Raw genomic sequence first — 19,379 nt, 5'->3', positions numbered from 1 at the left:
AATGATAAAACCTAGAGAAAAAGCCCCAGAATTAAGTATAGAGTTAGTAAATGATACCACTTGGAAGTTGAGTGAACAATCACCAGAAAACTTTACTTTAATTCTTTTTTATAGAGGTAAACATTGTCCTGTTTGTCAAAAACAATTAGAGCAATTACAAAAATCGCTTCCTAAATTTACAGAGCGTGGCGTTAATGTTATTGCCATTAGCACAGATACAGAAGAGGTAGTAAAAGCAACACACAAAGAATGGGATATTAATGATATTCCGCTTGGACACAGTTTTTCTATTGATGAAGCAAGAAAATGGGGATTATTTATTTCTAGTGGAATAAAGCAAGAGCCTGAGTTTTTTGCAGAACCAGGGCTGTTTTTAATTACACCAGACCAAACAATTTACTGGGAGTCTATACAATCTATGCCTTTTGGACGTCCAGAATTTAGAGATGTTTTAGGTGGAATAGATTATATTTTAAAAGCTGACTACCCTGCTAGAGGAGAAGCATAATTTTGTATTTGTTTATCTAAAATAGTAGTTGACAGTTGATTAAAAAAATAATTTGTAATATTAAGTTTAAGTTAACTGATTATAAAGTCTTTAAATAAATTTTGGAGATATGATTATTAGTAGTATTTTTGTTTTAAATTAATTTATTATAAATACAATACAATGAGTAAAGGAACAGTAAAATTCTTCAACGATGAAAAAGGTTTTGGTTTTATCACTGAAGAAGGTTCAGGTAAAGATATCTTTGTACACATCTCTGGTTTAGTAGACGAAATTCGTGAAGGCGATGAAGTTGAATACGAGGTTACAGAAGGTAAAAAAGGTTTAAACGCAGCAAACGTAAGAGTTTTATAACATATACTAGTAAAAGCTTTAAGCTAAGAGTCTATTCGCAAGAATAGACTCTTTTTTTTGTCTTATTATTAACGTAAAACATGGTCTAAATCAACCTATAAAAACATCCTTATTTTGTATCTTTATAGTACAATTTAAACTTATGGGAGACAGAAAAAAAGTAGTAGTTATAGGTGCTGGTTTTGGCGGTATAACTATAGCAAAAGCTTTTAAAAACAAAAATGTAGATGTACGTCTAATAGATCAAAATAATTACCATAATTTTCAGCCTTTAATGTACCAAATTGCCACTGGAGGTTTAGAGCCAGATAGTATTGCATACCCTGTAAGGCGTATTTTTAGAGGATATGACAATGTTACTTTTAGAATGGCAAATGTTATTGCTGTTAACCCTAAAACCAAAGAGCTAAACACAACTATTGGTGCTATTAGTTATGACTATTTAGTAATAGCAACTGGGAGTCAAAATAATTTCTTCAATTTTGAACCAATAAAAGATGAACTGCTAACTTTAAAATCTATTCCTGATGCTTTAAATTTAAGAAGCTACATTTTTCAGAATTTAGAAAAAGCTTTAGCAAAAAAAGATAAAGAGCCATTAGACGAGATTTTAAATATTGCTATTGTTGGTGGAGGACCTGCAGGTTTAGAATTAGCAGGAGCTTTAGCAGAAATGAAAAAACACGTGTTACCTAAAGATTTTCCAGATTTAGATATTTCTAAAATGAGTATAAATCTTTATGAGGCTTCTCCTAATCTATTGAATGCTATGTCTAAACAGGCCTCTGCAAAGAGTTTATTGTATTTAACCAAATTAGGTGTTAATGTGCACTTAAACTCTAGAGTAAGCTCTTATGAGAATAATAAGCTGCAGATAGGTGATAATAGTTTTTATACTGATACCGTAATTTGGACAGCAGGTGTAAAAGCAGCTCCAATAGAAGGTTTGCCAAAACAAGCTATAATAGGAGGTAACCGTATTGCAATTGATGCATACAACCAAGTAGTGCAGACTAAAGATATTTTTGCTATTGGTGATGTGGCTGCGCATATTTCTGAAGAAGATCCCAAAGGTTTACCAATGTTAGCACCAGTGGCACAACAGCAAGGTACTCACTTGGCAAAAAATATAATTAGATTAGCTAATAATAAAGAGTTAGAACCTTTTGTGTACAAGAACAAAGGGGTAATGGCAACTATAGGTCGTAAAAAAGCAGTTGTAGATTTACCTAAATTTAAATTCCAGGGAACCTTTGCTTGGTTGGTTTGGATGTTTATACATATTATGTCTTTAGTAGGGTTTAAAAATAAATTATCTGCTTTTATAGGATGGATGACGAACTATTTTACCTATGATAGACCCTTGGGGTTAATTATTAGACCGTTTAGCAAAAGAAAATAATACGCTATTATTGTTATATAGGTTGATAATCAATTTAAAAGACGTAATTTCGCGGCTGGTTTTAAAAAAGTACCTGAATGAAACGAATAAATCAATATAAGAAAATGTTCTCTGTTGAGAATAACATAGAACTTAAGTCATTAAAAACTAGTTATAGAAAATTAGTTAAAGAGTGGCATCCAGATAAGTTTCAAGAAGGTGACGCTAAGCGTGAAGAAGCAGAAATTAAAAGTAGAGAAATTATAGATGGTTACCATTTTCTTGTAAGTATAGCTCCAGAAACTAAAGTGGCTAATGCAGAAGAATATAAGGCATTAACAACTACTTCTGGTATTTTAGATTTTCAGCATAATGGTCAGCTTTTAGAAGTAACATTTTTAGATGGTACTACTTATGAGTATTTTGGAGTTCCTAAAAAAATATATGCAAAAATGATTAATTCTGATAAGATTTATCGTTTTGCAAAACGTAATATTTTTGAGTCTTATATGTACCGTAAGTCTAAGAAAAACACGCAAGAAGCATAGTAACTTATTTATTTAAGTTGTTGGTGTTAAAAACTTGTTTTACAGATAATTATATTTTGTAATACAAATTTTTTTAAATTAAATAAAAACGCCTGTAAAGATCTACTTTACAGGCGTTTTATTATAAACAAACAACTACAATTATTTATTTAATTCAGCAACTAATTTATCAGCAACTAACTCAGACGAAGCTGGGTTTTGACCTGTAATTAAGTTACCGTCTTGTATTGCGTATGCAGCCCAATCTTCTTTTTTAGAATAGATACCTCCATTTTCTTTTAGCATATCTTCAACTAAAAATGGCACTACATTTGTAAGTTGCACAGCTTCTTCTTCAGAATTTGTAAATCCTGTTACTTTTTTACCATTAACTAATGGGGTACCATCTGTTCCTTTGACACCTTTTAAGGCAGCAGGAGCGTGACATACAAATGCTACAGGTTTTTTCTGCTCATTAAATTTTTCAATTAAAGCAATAGATTTTTCATCGTTTGCTAAATCCCATAAAGGACCGTGACCACCTGGGTAAAATACAGCATCAAAATCATCAGCATTCATATCTGCCAAAACTTTAGTGTTAGCAATTTTATCTTTTGCTTCTGCATCCTTGTTAAAACGCTCTGTGTCTTCTGTAGCAGCGTCTGGAGAATCACTACTAGGATCTATTGGTGCAGCTCCACCTTTTGGTGTTGCAATTGTAATTTCTGCACCTTTGTCTAATAATGTGTAGTATGGGTTTGCAAATTCTTCTACCCAGAAACCAGTTTTTTTACCAGTTTCACCTAATTTATCGTGTGATGTTAATACAAATAATACTTTCATTTTATTTTCTTTTTTAGTTTTTACTGTCTCTAAAGCTTTTTCAGAAACTTGATTGTTTTTTTTAGTGTTGCAAGCTGTAGCCATAACTATAGTCAATGCTACAATTGCAGATTTAATTAAATTCATATTTATTACTTAGTATGCCATTTTTACAATTTTCTCAGCATCTTCTGGTAATAGGGCTTGGTGTTCGCCTAATTTCCATCCACGCTCTGTAAAACGCTTTGCTATTTCTTCTGCTGTACCTTCGTAATCTTTAGTATAGTCAGATAATTTAGTATCTATACCTAATTGGTGAAAGAAAGCTTCAGTTTTTTCTATAGCCGCATAAGCTTTATCGTCTATACTACCTTCTGTTACATTCCAAACACGTTCTGCATATTGTGCCAATTTTTCTTTTTTAGCTTCAAAATTGTATTTGTAGTGACTAGGAGTAACTACAGCTAACGTACGTGCGTGGTCTATACCAAACAAGGCTGTTAACTCGTGTCCCATCATATGTATAGCCCAATCTCCAGGAACTCCTTGTTGTATTAAGCCATTTAAAGCCATTGTACAACTCCACATAAAGTTAGATGCAGCTTCGTAATTTGTTGGATCTTTTACAACAGTAGGAGCAACCTCTACCAGTGTTTGTAAAATACTTTCAGCAAAACGATCTTGTAAAAGTCCGCCTACTGGGTAGGTCATATACTGCTCTAAAACATGTGTAAAAGCATCTGTAATACCATTAGCTAATTGACGTTTTGGAATAGATGTAATAACTTGAGGATCTAGTATAGAAAAGGTTGGAAACAATGCTGGTCCGCCCATAGAAAGTTTTTCTTTAGTTTCTTTTCTAGAGACAACTAAACCAGAATTCATTTCAGAACCTGTAGCTGGTAATGTTAATACTGTTCCAAAAGGTAGTCCTTTACTAGGACGCTCTTTATTTTTAAGCATTTGCCAAGGCTCATCACCATCATACAATGCAGCAGCAGATAAAAATTTGGTACCATCTATTACAGAACCACCACCAACAGCTAATAAATACGTTACTTTTTCGTCTTTAATAACTTTTAAAGCCTCCATTAAAGTATCATACTCAGGATTTGCTGGGATACCACCAAACTCTACCATATCTACTTTTGCCAAAGCAGTTTTTACTTGGTCGTATATTCCGTTTTTCTTTATACTACCACCACCGTAAAGCATTAAAACTTTAGCATCTGCTGGTATTTCTGAAGTTAATTTTTCAATTGTATCTTTCCCAAAAATTATTTTAGTTGGGTTTTTGTATTCAAAATTGTTCATTTTCTTTAGTTTTTAAGTTGATAAAATCTATCTTTTAGATTTTTACAATCATTTTACCTTTGTTTTTACCATCAAACAGGTCTATAAAAGCAGCAGGAATATTTTCAAAACCTTCTACAATAGTCTCTGTATAAGTTAGCTTATCTTGTGCTAACCAAGTTGATAATTCTTTCATTGCCTCTGGAAATTTATCTGCGTAGTTAGAAACAATAAAGCCTTGCATTAAAGCACTATTTTTTACTAAAAATGGCTGTACACTTACACTTTGCGGCAACTCTGTATTGTTGTATACGGATATTGCTCCACAAATTATCATTCTAGCAAATTTGTTGATATTGTATAAGACAGCGTCAGATATTGGTCCGCCTACGTTATCAAAATAAACATCTACACCATTTGGTGCAGCTTCTGCAATTGCTGCAGTCATATTTTCTGTAGTGTTGTAGTTAATGCCAGCGTCAAAACCAAATTTAGATTTTAGCATCTCAACCTTTTCATCTGTACCGGCAATACCAATTACACGTAGTCCTAAAAGTTTACCAATTTGGCCAACTACACTACCAACTGCTCCGGCAGCACCAGAAACAACAAGTGTTTCACCTGCTTTAGGTTTTCCTATTTCTGTTAATCCTAAGTAAGCAGTTAAACCTGTCATACCTAAAATACCTAAATAAGCACTTAATGGAGCTTTAGATTTGTCTACTTTTAGTAGGCCTTCTCCTGTAGATACTTGCTGTGTTTTCCAGTCTAACATACCAGAAACAAAATCGCCCTCTGCAAAATTTTCATTTTTAGAAGCAATTACTTTTGCTATAACACCAGAATGCACTGGTTTGTTTAATTCAAAAGGAGGAACGTAAGATTTGGCATCGCTCATTCTACCTCTTAAATAAGGATCTACAGATACGTAAGCTGTTTCTAAAAGCAACTCACCATCTTTAATTTTTAAATCAGATTCACTTGTTACATATTCAAAATCTGATACTGAAGGCTTCCCTGCAGGTCTGTTTTTTAATAAAATTGTTTGAATCATAATACTGTTTTTATTCTATTACAGTTACTAAATCGGTCATAGGTTTTCTTACCTTAACTAAATTTACTAACCAATCTTCTTCTGTTTTTCTATATCCTAATGGTAATAAAACTGCGCTACGCAAGCCTTTTTCTCTTAGTCCTAAAATTTTATCTACAGCATCTGGCTCAAAACCTTCTAATGGTGTGGCATCTACTTTTTCATAAGCAGCAGCCATAATTGCATGAGAAAAGGCAATATATGCTTGTTTAGCAGCGTGTGTAAAATTTTCTTCAGGGTCTTTTTGCGGGTACATACCTAACAACATTTGACGGTAGTTTTCCCAACCTTCATTTTCAAAACCTCTAATTTCGTTTGTTAAGTCGAACATATAATTTATACGCTCCGGTGTATATGTGTCCCAAGCAGCAAAAACTAATAGGTGAGAGCAGTCTGTAATTACAGATTGGTTCCAAGCTATTGGTCTAATTTGTTCTTTTATATCTTGATTTTTTACTACAAAAATTTCAAAAGGCTGTAAACCGCTAGATGTTGGTGCTAAACGTGCAGCTTCTAAAATACGTTCTATTTTATCCTCTGCAACTATTTCTCCATTCATTGCTTTGGCAGCGTATCTCCAATTTAATTTATCTAATAATTCCATATTGTATATGTATGTTAATTTGTGTTTTATATTGCTTTTATACTATTCCAAGCAGATAAATATGCTTCTTGTATATGTTCTTCGGTTAATTTAATTGCGCCTCTTTTTTGTGATATAATTAAAAACGATAGAGGAATAATTGTATATGCATACATTAAATAATCAGATGATTGTTTAAGTATACCCTCTTTTCTTCCACGTTCCCATATATCTAATAATGTCTGAAAATGTTTAATTCCTTCCTCACGGCTTGGTTCGTCTACCATTGGTGTATTGTCACACTGAGCTAAAAACATAGCTTCTTCAGTATTATTAAATTTAAAATCTGCAATTCTGTTCCATATCAATTTAAAACTTTCTTCTACAGACATTTCTTTTTTATAGGTAGCAAAGGCATAGGCTGTAAACTTTTCTTTAACTTCTATATAAGTCTTGTTTACTAAGTCTTGCTTATTTTCAAAATATAAATAGATTGTAGCAGGTGAAACATTTGCCATTTTAGCAATTTTAGACATAGGTGTAGCGTGGAAACCATTGTTGTTTACCAACTCTATAGTTGCTTTAACAAGGGCGTTACGCTTATCTATGCTTTTCTGTAATTTTGCCATTATGCGTTAATTTTATATAATTTGTAAGACAATGCAATTAATACTAATTGTATTGGTAACCTTATTAATGCTGCTTGGTGACTACCAATTGCTGGTGTGCTAGAAAATACATCCCAAACATGTATTGGTAAAAAAACTAACATTAATATAAATATTAAAAAAGCTGCTTTTTTAGCAAATTTTGGAACAAGTAGTAGTACACCTAAACCAACTTCTAAAATTCCTGAAGCATAGATTATAAAGGTTTTAAATACCAATACATCTGGTACAAAAGGGTTATAAAAATCTGGCTTTACAAAATGTTGTAGTCCTGCATATATTATAAATACAGCAAGAAGTACTTTTAAAATGTTCCAAATTAATTTCATGTTTTTGTTTTGAGAGTACAAAGATATATAAAAATGAATGTTCATTCTTTTTTTTAACGATATTTAATATCAAATTAACAAAAACGTTAAATTCTAGTACTCTAATAATATAGGAATTACTTCTCCTGTGGTAAGGTTATCTAGCATTATGTTGTCTATGCGTACACGCACCAAACGTAGAGTAGGGAAGCCTACAGCTGCAGTCATTTTTCTTATTTGTCTAAACTTACCTTCGGTGATACAAATACTAACCCAGCTACTTGGTCTGTGTCTGCCTAGTCTTATTTTAGCATTTGGTGTTGGTAAATTTGTAGGTTCTTCAATACGTTTAGCAATGCAAGTTTTTGTTATATAAGTAGTTCCTTTTAAACCAATTTCTACCCCTTTTTCAAGTTTAGCTATAGCTTCATCAGTAATTAAACCATCTAATTGTGCGTAGTATTCTTTTTCTATTCCAGATCTATTTATGTCATCACTTAACTTACCGTTTGTAGTTAAAAGGAGTAAACCTTCAGACTTTTCATCTAACCGACCAACTGGCATTATTCCCTTTGGAAAATTATAAAGTTCAGATAAAAACTTTTTTTTAATTTGATTATTGTCATTACTAGCCAACTGACTAAGTACACCATAAGGTTTATACATTTTGTAGTGAATATGATGACTGTTAGACATAAAAAATTAATTTGTGTGCAAAAATAATAAGAATAAAAGAGAGTTAGACTTCATAGCGGGCCTTATATACCACAAATATTAAGACAATTTTAAGAGTGTTACCTTAGTAACAAAAGTATCTTTATATCCAATTTAAAAAAACTATTATTAATGAAAAATATATACACAGTAGCCCTTGTTACTATTTTGTTTGCCTCTTGTAAAGACGGTAAAAATAAAGTAGAAACAACTACACCAGATGCTATGAGTACAAAAGACAACCCTTTGCTAGTAGAAAGTAAGCTACCTTACGGTGCGCCTGACTTTACATTAATTAAAAATGAACATTTTAAACCTGCTTTGCAACAAGGTATTGCTGCACAGAATAAAGCTGTAGCTAAAATTGCAAATAATACAGAACCAGCTACTTTTGATAATACAATACTAGAATTAGAAAAAAGTGGTACGCAATTGCAAAACGTACAAAACATTTTTTCTGGATTAACAGGTGCACATACCAATGATGAATTACAGGCTGTACAAGAAGAAATGGCACCTAAATTCTCTGAACTACAAGATGGTATTTACTTAAACGAAAATTTGTTTGAGCGCGTAAAAGAGTTGTATGTAAAAAGAGATAGTTTAGTTTTAGATCCAGAGTCTTATAAGTTATTAGAAACTTACTTTGAAGCTTTTGAAAAAGCAGGAGCAAACCTAAGTTCTGAAGATAAAGAAACGTTAAAAAAATACAACACAAAGCTGGCAACGCTTATTAATAGTTTTAATAAAACTTTGTTGTCTGCCAATAATAACGGAGCTATAGTTTTTACAAAAAAGGAAGATTTAGCTGGCTTAACAGAGGCTCAATTAAAATCATTAGAAAATAAAGATGGTGAAGGTTGGAAAATTCCATTGCTTAACACAACGCAGCAACCATTATTACAAAGCTTAGAAAACAGAGCTACCAGAGAAAAAATATTTAAAGCAGCTTTTAACAGAGCAGACGGTACTAAAAATGATACTAAAGATATAATTCTGCAAATTGCAAATTTAAGAGCTAAAAAAGGAGCGTTATTAGGTTTTACTAATTATGCAGAATGGAGTTTACAAGGTACTATGGCAGAAAAACCTGAGAATGTATTTAATATGTTTAATGGTTTAATACCAGCTGCTACTGCTAAAGCAAAAAATGAAGCAGAAGAAATACAAAAAATGATTACCAAAAATGGAGAAGATTTTACTTTAGCCGCTTGGGATTGGAACCGCTATGCAGAAATGGTTAAAAAAGAAAAATATGACTTAGATGAAAACGCTATTAAACCATATTTTGAAATAAAAACTGTTTTAGAAAAAGGCGTTTTTTATGCTGCAGAAAAGTTATATGGTATTACTTTTAAAGAACGAAAAGACATTCCTACCTACCATAAAGATGTTATGGTGTATGAGTTGTTTGAAGAAAACGGAGATAAATTAGGTCTATTTTATGCAGATTATTTTGCTAGACCAAGTAAAAGGGGTGGTGCTTGGATGAGTAATTTTGTAACTCAGTCTCACTTATACAACAAAAAGCCTGTAATTTATAATGTGTGTAATTACCCTAAACCTGCAGAAGGTGATGCTGCTTTAATTACTTATGATGACGTTAGTACAATGTTTCATGAATTTGGACACGCATTACACGGCTTTTTTGCAAATCAAGAATATCCTTCTTTATCTGGTACTGCTGTTGCAAGAGACTTTGTAGAGTTTCCTTCTCAGTTTAATGAAAATTGGGCCTTGTATCCAGAAATATTAAAAAATTATGCGTTACATTATAAAACAGGAGAGCAGATACCACAAGCTTTAATAGATAAAATTAAAAAAGCAGGTACATTTAATCAGGGATATAGTTTAACAGAAAACTTAGCTGCTTCTAATTTAGATATGCAATGGCATACAATTGCTTCAGATGCTAATGTAAGTAGTGCCAATGCTTTTGAAAAAGATGCATTGCATAAAACTAAGTTAGATGTTGTTAGTGCTGTGCCACCACGTTACAGGTCTACTTATTTTGCACATATTTTTGGTAGTGGTTATGCTGCTGGATACTACTCTTATTTATGGACAGAAATGTTACACCATGATGCATATAATTGGTTTGAAAATAATGGAGGTTTAACTCGCGACAATGGGCAACGTTTTAGAGATATGGTACTCTCTAGAGGAAATACAGTAGATTTAGAAGCTATGTATAAAAATTGGAGAGGTAGTGACCCAAAAATTGAACCAATGCTAAAAGCACGTGGATTAAAATAAACGCGATTATATAAATTTTAAAAAGGAGCCTATATGGCTCCTTTTTGTTTTTAGCACGCTAAATTTTAGCTTTATTTTAAGTGTTGTATAAACATTATAAAGTTAGTATTTAGCGAAATCCTTTTCGTGGTTTTAACAAATTTTATAGATACTCCTTTTATCAATTACCTCTTATATTTTTTACATTTACTAAAACCAAATTTAAATTAACTTGCAAAGTTCTATTAAAACATATAATAAAATTTCTTCTAGTTTAGATATAAAAATAGAACCATTTGATACACGTAAACGTTATACAAAACCACACAAGCACAACAAGTATTTAGAGATTGTTTACTTTACCAAAGGATCTGGCTATCATCACATAGATTTTAAAAGTTATGAGATTAAACCTCCTGTATTTTTTTTAGTAAAAAAGAACCAGGTTCACAATTGGGGAATAGATACAGAACCAAAAGGTTATGTCATAATTATTAAAGAAAGCTTTTTAGACAAGACCTTAGATAAATTTATAAATACCCAACTACACAAATTAAAAAATAGTTCTAAGGTTAGAATTAAAGAAGTTAATAGTTCTTTAGAATACTTGTTTAAAGCTATGAGTTTAGAAATTAAACAAGAATATGTTAATCAGGAGGTTATTGAGGTTGGTTTAAAGTCAATTCTAGCTAAGTTGGCTAGCTTTTTAAATGAAGAATCTACTTTGGGTACTACAAATGTTACTTCTAATTTTTTAGAACTATTATCATTAAATCTTAAAAATAACGTGACTTTTTATGCAGATAAATTGGGGGTAACTTCTCAAAACTTAAATACATTATGTAATAAGGTTTTTGGTAAAACAGCATCAGATGTTATAGCAGAACATATTATAAAAGAAGTAAAAAGGCAGCTATTATATACCAACAAATCTGTTAGTGAAATTGCATATGATTTAGAGTTTAAAGATACATCGCACTTTACAAAATATTTTAAACGATATGTATTGCAAACACCTTTACAGTACAAAAAATCTTTTAGCTTATAAATTAGACCATTATTTAGTTATATACACCATTCTTACGTTGTTAATGCAAGTAAATTAGCAACTAAAATTTACTACAAATATGAAACTTAAAATACTATTATCTCTTTTTGTCTTATGCTTTTTAGGACAGAATGCAGCAGCACAAATTACAGGTAAAATTACAGACGTTGGCAATGGCTTAGCTTTAGAATATGCTACAGCTGCACTTTATAAAAAGAAAGACTCTAGTTTAGTTACTGGTGTTATTACAGAATTAAATGGCTCCTTTGTGATACCTAATGTAAAAGCAGGAATCTACTTTTTAGAAGCTTCTTTTTTAGGTTATACTACAAAAAGAGTAGACGTTATTGTATCTAAAAAAGGTGCTAGTATAGATTTAGGAACCATACAACTATCCTTAGGGAACCAGTTAAATGAAGTAGTTGTACAAGCAGAACGGGTTGCTGTTGTGCATAAAATAGATCGTCAGGTTTTTGATACTAAAAAATATCAAAGTAGTGAAGGAGGTTCTGCTGTAGATGTAGTTAAAAATTTACCATCTGTTACTGTAGATGGTCAGGGAGAAATAAGTGTTAGAGGTAGCCAAGGTTTCTCTGTATTAGTCAACGGTAAACCAACGCAAGGAGATGCTAGTGCAATTTTAGCACAATTACCAGCTAATGCTTTAGAGTCTGTAGAACTAATTACAGCGCCATCTGCAAAGTATGACCCTGAGGGCAAAGGCGGAATTTTAAATATTATAACTAAAAAAGGAGCTACAAACGGTACGTACGCACAGGTAAATGTACGTGGCGGTTTTCCGTCTATAGAAGAGTATGATACAAAAGAAGCTGCACAGCGTTACGGTATAGATGCAACGCTAAATAAACGTACGGATAAATGGAACTTTTCTTTAGGGGCTAGTTACCAACGTAATGATAAAACAGGTAGAAGAGAAGGAGATATGTTTATTGTAAACCAAGCCGAAAATAAAACTACTTTTTTACCTTCTGATGGTGAACGTAGTTTTGACGAAATTAGTTATAATGGTAGGTTTAATGTAGATTATACTCCTAATAAGAGAGATAGTTATTCTGTTGGTTTTTTTGCAGGAAAACATACAAAAGATAGGCTAGCAGATATTGTTTATTATGACAATCATGCAGTGTCACCATCAAATAGTGATAATAGGTTATATACATTTACATATTACAATCACAACTTAAGAATTAGAAAAGGAGATTTTGCTTTGGGTAGTTTTGATTATGAGCATAAGTTTGATGATGACTCTAATTTATTTGCATCATTTTTATATGAATATACATTTTTAGGCGGACCAACAGTAAACGATAATTTAGGAAATCCTGATAATACTATTATTTATCAGCAAGAATACAATACAAATGATAACCCGTTGTATGGTACACGTGTAAATTTAGATTATAAGTTTAAACCTTTTTCTTTTGGTACTTTAGAGCTTGGTTATCAGTTTCGTAATTTAGATCATACAGGAGAATTTGTTTATCAAAGAGATGGTATTTTAGTGCCAGAGTTTTCTAGTGATGTGTCTTTAGATAGAACCATACACTCTGGATACACACAGCTTACAGGAGCAAAAAACAAGTGGAATTATGCTGCTGGTGTGCGGTTGGAGTCTATGGATAGGGAATATACAGAATCTTTAAAGAGTGAAACATCTCCTGATACTTATACCTATGATTTTGTAAAGCTTTTTCCGTCTGCATCATTACAATATAAGTTAAGTGATAAAACAAAACTAAAAACAGCTTACAGTAAAAGAGTAGAGCGTACAACTACTTTAAAAATGAATAGTTTTGCAGAGCGTGAGCACTCTGAAGTATTTGAGCAGGGTGATAATAAACTAGAACCAGAGTTTATTGATTTAGTAGAAGTAGGTATAACACAAAAATTAAAAGGTGGAAATTCCTTTTTTGCTACTGCATATTACAGGCACGTAGAAAATGTAATTAACCGTGTTAATGTGCTTGCTTATCAAGAAAATGGTGCTGTTATAGATACCATTATTAATCGTGTTTTTTCTAATGTAGGTAAAAGTGATTCTTATGGTTTAGAGGTAGGTGCAACTATTAAACCCATTAAAAACTGGTCTAACTTTATAGGTGCAAATGTATATAGTTATAATATTAAAGGTGCTTTAAACTTTAATCACAGAGATGGTATTGCACGCACATACGGTATAAATAGTAAAGCAACTATTTACTCTATAAACTTAAACTCTACTTATAATTTTTGGCAAAATGCTAGCGCACAGTTTTCGTTTAATTATTTATCAGACAGAAACACGGCAATGGGAGAGGACTCCAGGTTTTATTCGCCAAATTTGACTTTTAGAAAATCGTTTTTAGATAATAAATTAACAGCAACGTTGCAATGGCAAAATATAGATATGGGACTTTTAAATACAAATGAGCAACGTATTACTACATCTAGACCAGACCAATTTTATACAACAACAAATTATAAGTATGAGGTAGATATGGTTTCTTTAAATCTGTCTTATACATTTAATGCAAACAAAAATAAATCTAAATTTATTGATAGTGAATTTGGAAAAAGAGAGTTTTAATTAGACTGTTAAATTTGTAAATTAAAGCCTAGTTAATGTTTGTATAACTAGGCTTTTGCTTTTAATTAAAATAACTGTTGTTTCACTTTTTCATAATAACTATCACTTACAGGTATGTTTAAAGTAGATAGCAATAAGTCTCTGCCTTTTAAGCTTGTAACCTTGGTTTTATTTACAATAAAAGACCTGTGTACCCTCATAAATAAATTAGGGTCTAAAGATTTTTCTAGTGATTTTAATGTTTGGTGACTCATTATTTTTTTGCCATCTACCATATAAAAATTAACGTACTCACTATCACTCTCTATATGCGTAATATTTTTTAATTGTATTTTGTGTAAGTCGTAACCAGATTTAATAGTTATGGTATCGTTTGCAGGTTTAGCAATTGCATTTTTGGTTTCTAATTTATTTACGGCTTGTAAAAAACGCTCAAAAGTTATAGGTTTTAATAAGTAGTCTAACGCATTAAGTTCATAGCCTTGTAAAGCATACTCAGAGTAAGCTGTGGTAAATATTATTTTGGTTGATGAAGGTATTATTTTGGCAAAATCTGTTCCTTTTAAGTTAGGCATTTGTATATCTAAAAAGAGTAGGTCTATAGCTTCAGACTTAATTGTACTTATAGCCTCAACAGGATTTTCAAAATCAGCTACAAGCTCCAGGTAGTCTAATTTATCAATATAACTAATTAACAAAGCTCTTGCTAGCTCCTCATCATCTATAACAATACACTTATACATTTTTTTGTAGGTTTAATTCAACTTTAAAAATACCACTGGTTTTAGAAATAGACAAAGTATGTTTGTTGGGATATAGTATTTCTAATCGTTTTTTAACATTATCTAGGCCAATACCACCAACTTCATCTTTTAAAATATCTTTATCTGCAATACTATTTTCTACTTTAAAGTTTATGTTTTCTTTATCTGCTGATAAATTTATAGTTATAAAGGTATCTTTTCTTTGCTCTATATTGCTATGTTTTATTGCATTTTCTACAAATGGTATTAATAACATAGGGGCTATTTGTATGTTATTGTCTAGCGTGTTAAATGTCATTGTAATAGGATATTTTTTACTGCTTTTTAGCGTAAATAACTTTATGTAGTTTTCTATATATTCTACTTCTTTAGATAGTAAAACAAAAGGTCTTTCGCACTCATATAATACATACCTAAGCATTGTAGATAAATAACTTATACTTTGTTGGGTTTTTGCAGTATCAATAGCAGATAATGCGTAAATATTATTTAATGCATTAAATAAAAAATGAGGATTTATCTGTGATTTTAGCAGCTTTAATTCTGTTTCTAAATTTTCATTTTTACTAATAATTATTTCCTCTTCTTTCTTTTTAGTATAAACCACAAATTCTACTACGGTTGCTAAAATATATGCTATTAAAAGTAATAATACCTGTGTTAGATGCCTAGATGGTGGCATAGGTAATGGTCTGTTTACATTCCTTATTTGTGGCATTCTGGGGATATGTTGCGCTTGGTCTAGTGGTAGTAAAGTAGATGGTATTATAATAAATATAGTAAGCGCTATAATAGAAATACAAACAAATTTAAAGTGCTTTTTAGTAAACAAAAATTTTGGTGCAGTATAGTATATAAGTAGTGCTATTAGAATTATTTGACCTATAGCAGAAAAACTATTTCTTTCTAAAAAAATAGTGTCATAGCCTTGTTGTGACCATAAAATAAACCAAAGTAGTAGCCATAATATGGACTGAAAAATAAATCTAATAGTTGCATTCATATTGCAAATAAATAAAATAAAAAATCAATTCAACGTCAAAAACAGCATCATTCATCTACACATAATAGGGTTTCACAGAATGTGCACCTGCTTCTACTTAAAACCGCAGTAATTTTACTTAAAACACAACATCTGTAGTAAACTAATATACATCTTTGACATCTAAATAGTTGAATTTTAAAAACAAATATTATGAAGTGTACAAGAGTAAAAAAGGGAGTTTTAGGAGTGGTGTTAATAGCATTTTTTGCAATTGGTTTAAAAGCCCAACCACCAAAAGGAGAGCAACGAAAAAGACCAACAATTGAAGAAATTTTTAAGCAGATGGATGCTAATAAAGATGGTAAACTTTCAAAAAAAGAAGTAAAAGGGCCTTTATTAAAAGATTTTAAAAAAATTGACACTAATGAAGATGGCTTTTTAACTAAAAAAGAAATAGAAAAAATGCCTAAACCAGAAAAAAGAGAAAAGCCATCTAAATAGGAATTATTTAATATAAAAATATGAAGAAGATTAAATTAATACATATAAACATATTAGTACTTGCTATAATTACTACAGTAGCATTTTTAGCCTGTAGTAATGATAGTAATTCTATTGAAAATGATACAGACGACTCTGAGTTAACTGGAGAATTACATGCAGCATTTGCTGAATTTGATACAGATAATGTAACTATTTTGTTAAACGGCTCTGATGTAGAAATAGAAACTAACGGAATGCCAAACCATACGTCTCCGTATTGGTCTAATACTACAGAACGTAGTGCAGTAGACCCAATGGGAAACACACTTACAACTGAAGCCGCAGATACAAATCACGCTTTATTTGTAGAACCTACGGTTACAAGTTATGATAAAATGGCTCCTGGAAATATAGATGACTTTAATGGTTCATACTCGCTGACTGTTCCCCAAAACCCCATTAAAGCAACAACAAGTATATCTACAGGTCTAGGAGCAATTGGCATTGCAATTAGTGGCGCAATGATTTATAATGATGAAGAGGGACCAAATGTGCCTTTAGATGATGCAATAGGATCTTTAGATTTTACAGCAGCTCATACAGGTCCACAAAGTTATCATTATCATTTAGAAACTAAAGCGTGGTCTAATGATGATCAAAATTTAATTGGTATTATGGCAGATGGTTTTTTTCTGTATGGAAGAAAATGTAATGCTACAAGTGATTACCCTACAGATTTAGATGCTTCTGGCGGACACATAGGTACCACACAACATACAACAGAGGAAGAATACCATTATCATATACAAAATGAATTATATCTTAATCAATTTTACATCTTATTTCCAGGTGATTACCAAGGAACGCCAAATACTATTTTATAAATTAGTATTAGTTGCAATACTCTTTTTTGTTAGTAGTTGCACACCTAGTATTGCTGTGTCTAAGAAAAAATTAGAAGTAAAAAGTAATGAAGGGCTTGTGTATTACAAAAGCAAGCCTTTTACTGGTTTGGCCGTTAGTTTTTATAAACACGGAGGAAAATCTGAAAGTATTAGCTATAAAAACGGTAAAAAAGAGGGCGACTATAAAAAGTGGTTTTACACAGGTTTACTTAGTTATAAAGCATATTATAAAAACGGAAAAAAACAAGGTGTTGTAAATTCTTGGTGGCGTAATGGTAAACTTAGGTCTAAATCTGTTTTTAAAGAAGGAGTTGTAAATGGGTTGCAACAACAGTGGTATAATACAGGGGCAAAGTTTAAAGAAATGAATATTGTTAACGGTAGAGAAGAAGGCATACAAAAAGCTTGGAGAAAAAACGGAAAAATTTATAATAATTATGAAGCTAAAGACGGAAGAATTTTTGGACTTAAAAGAGCAAACCTTTGTTTTCAGTTGGAAGACGAGATTGTACAAATTAAGTAATGTAGTTGTTATCTTTTTAGTTACGACTCTTTTTGTTGGCTGTAAGCAAAATCTAGAAAACCAAAGCGTAAGTGCTTTGCCGTTTTATAATGAATCTAGTTTTACTCCAAAATGGCTAGCAGAAGATAGTAAAGAACTTAAAGAAATACATACAATACCTAATTTTAGTTTACTAAATCAGGACGGTAACATAGTAACAAGTAATACTTTTAGAGATAAAATATACATAGCAGATTTTTTCTTTACTACTTGTTCTGGTATTTGTCCTAAAATGACTTCAAATATGAGTGTTTTACAAGAGACTTTTAAAGATGATGACGATGTTTTATTAGTATCACATAGCGTTACACCAGATATTGACACTGTAGCTATTTTAAAAGAATATGCAGAGAATAGAGGTATAGTATCTAATAAGTGGCACTTGGTTACAGGAGATAGAAGTAATATTTATGATTTAGGTAGAAATGCCTACTTTATTGAAGAAGATTTGGGTGAATTAAAAACTGAAAACGATTTTTTACATACAGAAAATTTTGTGTTAATTGATAAAAACCAACGTATACGAGGTATTTATAATGGATTAAACAAAACAGCTATACAGCAATTAATAAAAGATATTAAAACTTTAAAAGAGAGCTTTTAAAATATAGTATATAAGCTAGTTAGAGTATAGTATTAATGCTACGCCTAAAAGTATGCCTGCAAGCGGAATTAGCTTTTTACGCTTATTTTTCTCTTTAAATAAAATTCCGCCTAAGACAACAGCAATTAATATTTGGCTTCTTTTTATTGCAGATAATAACATAATTAAAGCATCAGGATCTTGTAATGCTTTAAAGTAAAAATAATCTGCTGTTTGCAATAAAATACCAACAGCTGGTATAGACCATCTCCATTTAAAAGCATTTCTTTTTTCTGCCTTAGGAAACCAAGTTATAGCAAGTATTACCAATAAAATTAAAATTGTATACCAGCAAAACCAAAATTGTAATGTTTGGGGATTTAAATTTACGTTTTGTATTAAAAATTTATCATATAATCCGCTAGACGAACCTAAAAATGTGGCACCAATTATAGCAAAAATCCATTTGTTATTTTTAAAATTGATACCTTCTTTTTTTCCAATTCTAGAATATAAAAAAACAGAAAATATAATTAAAAAAAAGCCTATCCATTGCCAGTGATTAGGTCTTTCTTGGTAAATAAAAATAGCACCTATAAATGTAAAAAAAGGTCCTGCAGAGCGTATGGGTGTTACAATAGTAATGGGCAAATGCTTTAGTGCTTGGTATGCTAAAACCCAAGAGCCAGCCATTAGCATAGATTTTACAACAATATAACCGTGTTTTTGCCAAGGAATATCTGTAATGTAAAAACCTACTTCTTTAGTATATTCAGGATAAAATTTAGAACCTAAATAAAAAGGTAATAAGAGCAAAAAACCTGCTGTTATAGTACCTAAAAGTACAGGAAACACTTCATTACCTTGTACAGCGTGTTTTTTACATAAATTATGTAATCCTAAAAATAAAGCCGATAAAAGACCTAAATACATCCACATGGCCGCGAAGATAACTTTTTAGATAAATTTTAATAGA

Annotated in this window: 21 protein-coding genes; 11 read left to right on the top strand and 10 right to left on the bottom strand. The window is 31.3% G+C overall.

Annotated features, from left to right (window positions below):
• Nucleotide 1: 1 nt before the first annotated feature.
• The 4 genes from AX016_RS13170 to AX016_RS13155 all read left to right on the top strand — a co-directional run bounded on the left by AX016_RS13170 (nucleotide 2) and on the right by AX016_RS13155 (nucleotide 2,791).
• A complete protein-coding gene (locus AX016_RS13170) occupies nucleotides 2-508 on the top strand; it encodes a peroxiredoxin-like family protein (protein ID WP_100896045.1) in 507 nt (168 codons plus the stop codon).
• Nucleotides 509-670: 162 nt separating this feature from the next.
• Nucleotides 671-862 carry a cold-shock protein gene (locus AX016_RS13165; protein ID WP_013622397.1) on the top strand — a complete coding sequence of 64 codons (192 nt, stop codon included), beginning with the start codon at nucleotides 671-673 and terminating at the stop codon, nucleotides 860-862.
• A 142-nt stretch (nucleotides 863-1,004) separates the two neighbouring features.
• Nucleotides 1,005-2,264: an NAD(P)/FAD-dependent oxidoreductase gene (locus tag AX016_RS13160; RefSeq protein WP_100896044.1), complete on the top strand. Its 1,260-nt coding sequence runs from the start codon at nucleotides 1,005-1,007 to the stop codon at nucleotides 2,262-2,264.
• Nucleotides 2,265-2,341: 77 nt separating this feature from the next.
• Nucleotides 2,342-2,791: a KTSC domain-containing protein gene (locus AX016_RS13155; protein ID WP_100896043.1), complete on the top strand. Its 450-nt coding sequence runs from the start codon at nucleotides 2,342-2,344 to the stop codon at nucleotides 2,789-2,791.
• Nucleotides 2,792-2,932: 141 nt separating this feature from the next.
• Here AX016_RS13155 and AX016_RS13150 read toward each other — a convergent pair whose 3' ends face one another.
• The 7 genes from AX016_RS13150 to AX016_RS13120 form a co-directional block, all read right to left on the bottom strand.
• The gene (locus AX016_RS13150) at nucleotides 2,933-3,739 is read right to left on the bottom strand and encodes a type 1 glutamine amidotransferase domain-containing protein (RefSeq protein WP_198519439.1); all 807 of its coding nucleotides are present in this window, start codon (nucleotides 3,737-3,739) and stop codon (nucleotides 2,933-2,935) included.
• Nucleotides 3,740-3,748: 9 nt separating this feature from the next.
• On the bottom strand, nucleotides 3,749-4,906 hold the full coding sequence (locus AX016_RS13145; protein WP_100896042.1) for an iron-containing alcohol dehydrogenase: 1,158 nt from the start codon (nucleotides 4,904-4,906) through the stop codon (nucleotides 3,749-3,751).
• A 34-nt stretch (nucleotides 4,907-4,940) separates the two neighbouring features.
• Nucleotides 4,941-5,939, bottom strand: coding sequence for an NADP-dependent oxidoreductase (locus AX016_RS13140; protein WP_100896041.1), 999 nt, complete (start codon nucleotides 5,937-5,939; stop codon nucleotides 4,941-4,943).
• Between the two features lie 10 nt (nucleotides 5,940-5,949).
• The gene (locus AX016_RS13135; protein WP_100896040.1) at nucleotides 5,950-6,582 is read right to left on the bottom strand and encodes an NAD(P)H-dependent oxidoreductase; all 633 of its coding nucleotides are present in this window, start codon (nucleotides 6,580-6,582) and stop codon (nucleotides 5,950-5,952) included.
• A gap of 26 nt (nucleotides 6,583-6,608) precedes the next feature.
• Nucleotides 6,609-7,190 carry a TetR/AcrR family transcriptional regulator gene (locus AX016_RS13130; RefSeq protein WP_100896039.1) on the bottom strand — a complete coding sequence of 194 codons (582 nt, stop codon included), beginning with the start codon at nucleotides 7,188-7,190 and terminating at the stop codon, nucleotides 6,609-6,611.
• Nucleotides 7,190-7,558: a DoxX family protein gene (locus AX016_RS13125; protein WP_100896868.1), complete on the bottom strand. Its 369-nt coding sequence runs from the start codon at nucleotides 7,556-7,558 to the stop codon at nucleotides 7,190-7,192. Before AX016_RS13125 ends, AX016_RS13130 begins: the two co-directional genes overlap by 1 nt.
• 93 nt (nucleotides 7,559-7,651) lie before the next feature.
• Nucleotides 7,652-8,233: a pseudouridine synthase gene (locus AX016_RS13120; protein ID WP_100896038.1), complete on the bottom strand. Its 582-nt coding sequence runs from the start codon at nucleotides 8,231-8,233 to the stop codon at nucleotides 7,652-7,654.
• 150 nt (nucleotides 8,234-8,383) lie between these two features.
• Between AX016_RS13120 and AX016_RS13115 the strand changes: the two genes are divergently transcribed.
• The 3 genes from AX016_RS13115 (at nucleotide 8,384) to AX016_RS13105 (ending at nucleotide 14,121) form a co-directional block, all read left to right on the top strand.
• Entirely contained in the window at nucleotides 8,384-10,507 is a 2,124-nt protein-coding gene (locus AX016_RS13115) for a M3 family metallopeptidase (protein WP_100896037.1), read from the top strand.
• A gap of 211 nt (nucleotides 10,508-10,718) precedes the next feature.
• Nucleotides 10,719-11,534, top strand: a complete 816-nt coding sequence (locus AX016_RS13110; RefSeq protein ID WP_100896036.1) for an AraC family transcriptional regulator — start codon at nucleotides 10,719-10,721, stop codon at nucleotides 11,532-11,534.
• A gap of 79 nt (nucleotides 11,535-11,613) precedes the next feature.
• Nucleotides 11,614-14,121, top strand: coding sequence for an outer membrane beta-barrel protein (locus AX016_RS13105; protein ID WP_100896035.1), 2,508 nt, complete (start codon nucleotides 11,614-11,616; stop codon nucleotides 14,119-14,121).
• 65 nt (nucleotides 14,122-14,186) lie between these two features.
• Here AX016_RS13105 and AX016_RS13100 read toward each other — a convergent pair whose 3' ends face one another.
• On the bottom strand, nucleotides 14,187-14,864 hold the full coding sequence (locus AX016_RS13100; RefSeq protein WP_100896034.1) for a LytR/AlgR family response regulator transcription factor: 678 nt from the start codon (nucleotides 14,862-14,864) through the stop codon (nucleotides 14,187-14,189).
• Entirely contained in the window at nucleotides 14,857-15,888 is a 1,032-nt protein-coding gene (locus AX016_RS13095) for a sensor histidine kinase (protein ID WP_100896033.1), read from the bottom strand. The genes AX016_RS13100 and AX016_RS13095 overlap by 8 nt, the downstream gene beginning before the upstream one ends.
• 192 nt (nucleotides 15,889-16,080) lie before the next feature.
• On the opposite strand from AX016_RS13095, the gene AX016_RS13090 reads away from it, so the two are divergent.
• From AX016_RS13090 to AX016_RS13075, 4 genes are read left to right on the top strand one after another with little or no spacing between them, the layout of a single operon-like run.
• Nucleotides 16,081-16,371: an EF-hand domain-containing protein gene (locus AX016_RS13090; RefSeq protein ID WP_100896032.1), complete on the top strand. Its 291-nt coding sequence runs from the start codon at nucleotides 16,081-16,083 to the stop codon at nucleotides 16,369-16,371.
• Between the two features lie 20 nt (nucleotides 16,372-16,391).
• Complete coding sequence (locus tag AX016_RS13085) at nucleotides 16,392-17,237, top strand: YHYH protein (protein ID WP_100896031.1); 846 nt, start codon at nucleotides 16,392-16,394, stop codon at nucleotides 17,235-17,237.
• A gap of 55 nt (nucleotides 17,238-17,292) precedes the next feature.
• Nucleotides 17,293-17,781 (top strand): toxin-antitoxin system YwqK family antitoxin, encoded by a 489-nt coding sequence (locus tag AX016_RS13080; protein ID WP_232732628.1) that lies wholly within the window; start codon nucleotides 17,293-17,295, stop codon nucleotides 17,779-17,781.
• Nucleotides 17,696-18,424: an SCO family protein gene (locus tag AX016_RS13075; RefSeq protein ID WP_100896030.1), complete on the top strand. Its 729-nt coding sequence runs from the start codon at nucleotides 17,696-17,698 to the stop codon at nucleotides 18,422-18,424. Before AX016_RS13080 ends, AX016_RS13075 begins: the two co-directional genes overlap by 86 nt.
• Before the next feature lie 15 nt (nucleotides 18,425-18,439).
• On the opposite strand, the gene AX016_RS13070 is transcribed toward AX016_RS13075, so the two are convergent.
• On the bottom strand, nucleotides 18,440-19,342 hold the full coding sequence (locus AX016_RS13070; protein ID WP_100896029.1) for a DMT family transporter: 903 nt from the start codon (nucleotides 19,340-19,342) through the stop codon (nucleotides 18,440-18,442).
• Between the last annotated feature and the right edge of the window lie 37 nt (nucleotides 19,343-19,379).

This window comes from Cellulophaga sp. RHA19, assembly GCF_002813425.1.
Classification (GTDB): Bacteria; Bacteroidota; Bacteroidia; order Flavobacteriales; family Flavobacteriaceae; genus Cellulophaga.
This window is presented reverse-complemented; position numbering and strand designations above follow the sequence as displayed.

Coding starts and splice junctions, on each gene's coding strand:
- AX016_RS13170 (WP_100896045.1), top strand. CDS start 2: ATGATAAAACCTAGAGAAAAAGCCCCAGAATTAAGTATAGAGTTAGTA.
- AX016_RS13165 (WP_013622397.1), top strand. CDS start 671: ATGAGTAAAGGAACAGTAAAATTCTTCAACGATGAAAAAGGTTTTGGT.
- AX016_RS13160 (WP_100896044.1), top strand. CDS start 1,005: ATGGGAGACAGAAAAAAAGTAGTAGTTATAGGTGCTGGTTTTGGCGGT.
- AX016_RS13155 (WP_100896043.1), top strand. CDS start 2,342: ATGAAACGAATAAATCAATATAAGAAAATGTTCTCTGTTGAGAATAAC.
- AX016_RS13150 (WP_198519439.1), bottom strand. CDS start 3,739: ATGAATTTAATTAAATCTGCAATTGTAGCATTGACTATAGTTATGGCT.
- AX016_RS13145 (WP_100896042.1), bottom strand. CDS start 4,906: ATGAACAATTTTGAATACAAAAACCCAACTAAAATAATTTTTGGGAAA.
- AX016_RS13140 (WP_100896041.1), bottom strand. CDS start 5,939: ATGATTCAAACAATTTTATTAAAAAACAGACCTGCAGGGAAGCCTTCA.
- AX016_RS13135 (WP_100896040.1), bottom strand. CDS start 6,582: ATGGAATTATTAGATAAATTAAATTGGAGATACGCTGCCAAAGCAATG.
- AX016_RS13130 (WP_100896039.1), bottom strand. CDS start 7,190: ATGGCAAAATTACAGAAAAGCATAGATAAGCGTAACGCCCTTGTTAAA.
- AX016_RS13125 (WP_100896868.1), bottom strand. CDS start 7,558: ATGAAATTAATTTGGAACATTTTAAAAGTACTTCTTGCTGTATTTATA.
- AX016_RS13120 (WP_100896038.1), bottom strand. CDS start 8,233: ATGTCTAACAGTCATCATATTCACTACAAAATGTATAAACCTTATGGT.
- AX016_RS13115 (WP_100896037.1), top strand. CDS start 8,384: ATGAAAAATATATACACAGTAGCCCTTGTTACTATTTTGTTTGCCTCT.
- AX016_RS13105 (WP_100896035.1), top strand. CDS start 11,614: ATGAAACTTAAAATACTATTATCTCTTTTTGTCTTATGCTTTTTAGGA.
- AX016_RS13100 (WP_100896034.1), bottom strand. CDS start 14,864: ATGTATAAGTGTATTGTTATAGATGATGAGGAGCTAGCAAGAGCTTTG.
- AX016_RS13095 (WP_100896033.1), bottom strand. CDS start 15,888: ATGAATGCAACTATTAGATTTATTTTTCAGTCCATATTATGGCTACTA.
- AX016_RS13090 (WP_100896032.1), top strand. CDS start 16,081: ATGAAGTGTACAAGAGTAAAAAAGGGAGTTTTAGGAGTGGTGTTAATA.
- AX016_RS13085 (WP_100896031.1), top strand. CDS start 16,392: ATGAAGAAGATTAAATTAATACATATAAACATATTAGTACTTGCTATA.
- AX016_RS13075 (WP_100896030.1), top strand. CDS start 17,696: ATGAAGCTAAAGACGGAAGAATTTTTGGACTTAAAAGAGCAAACCTTT.
- AX016_RS13070 (WP_100896029.1), bottom strand. CDS start 19,342: ATGTGGATGTATTTAGGTCTTTTATCGGCTTTATTTTTAGGATTACAT.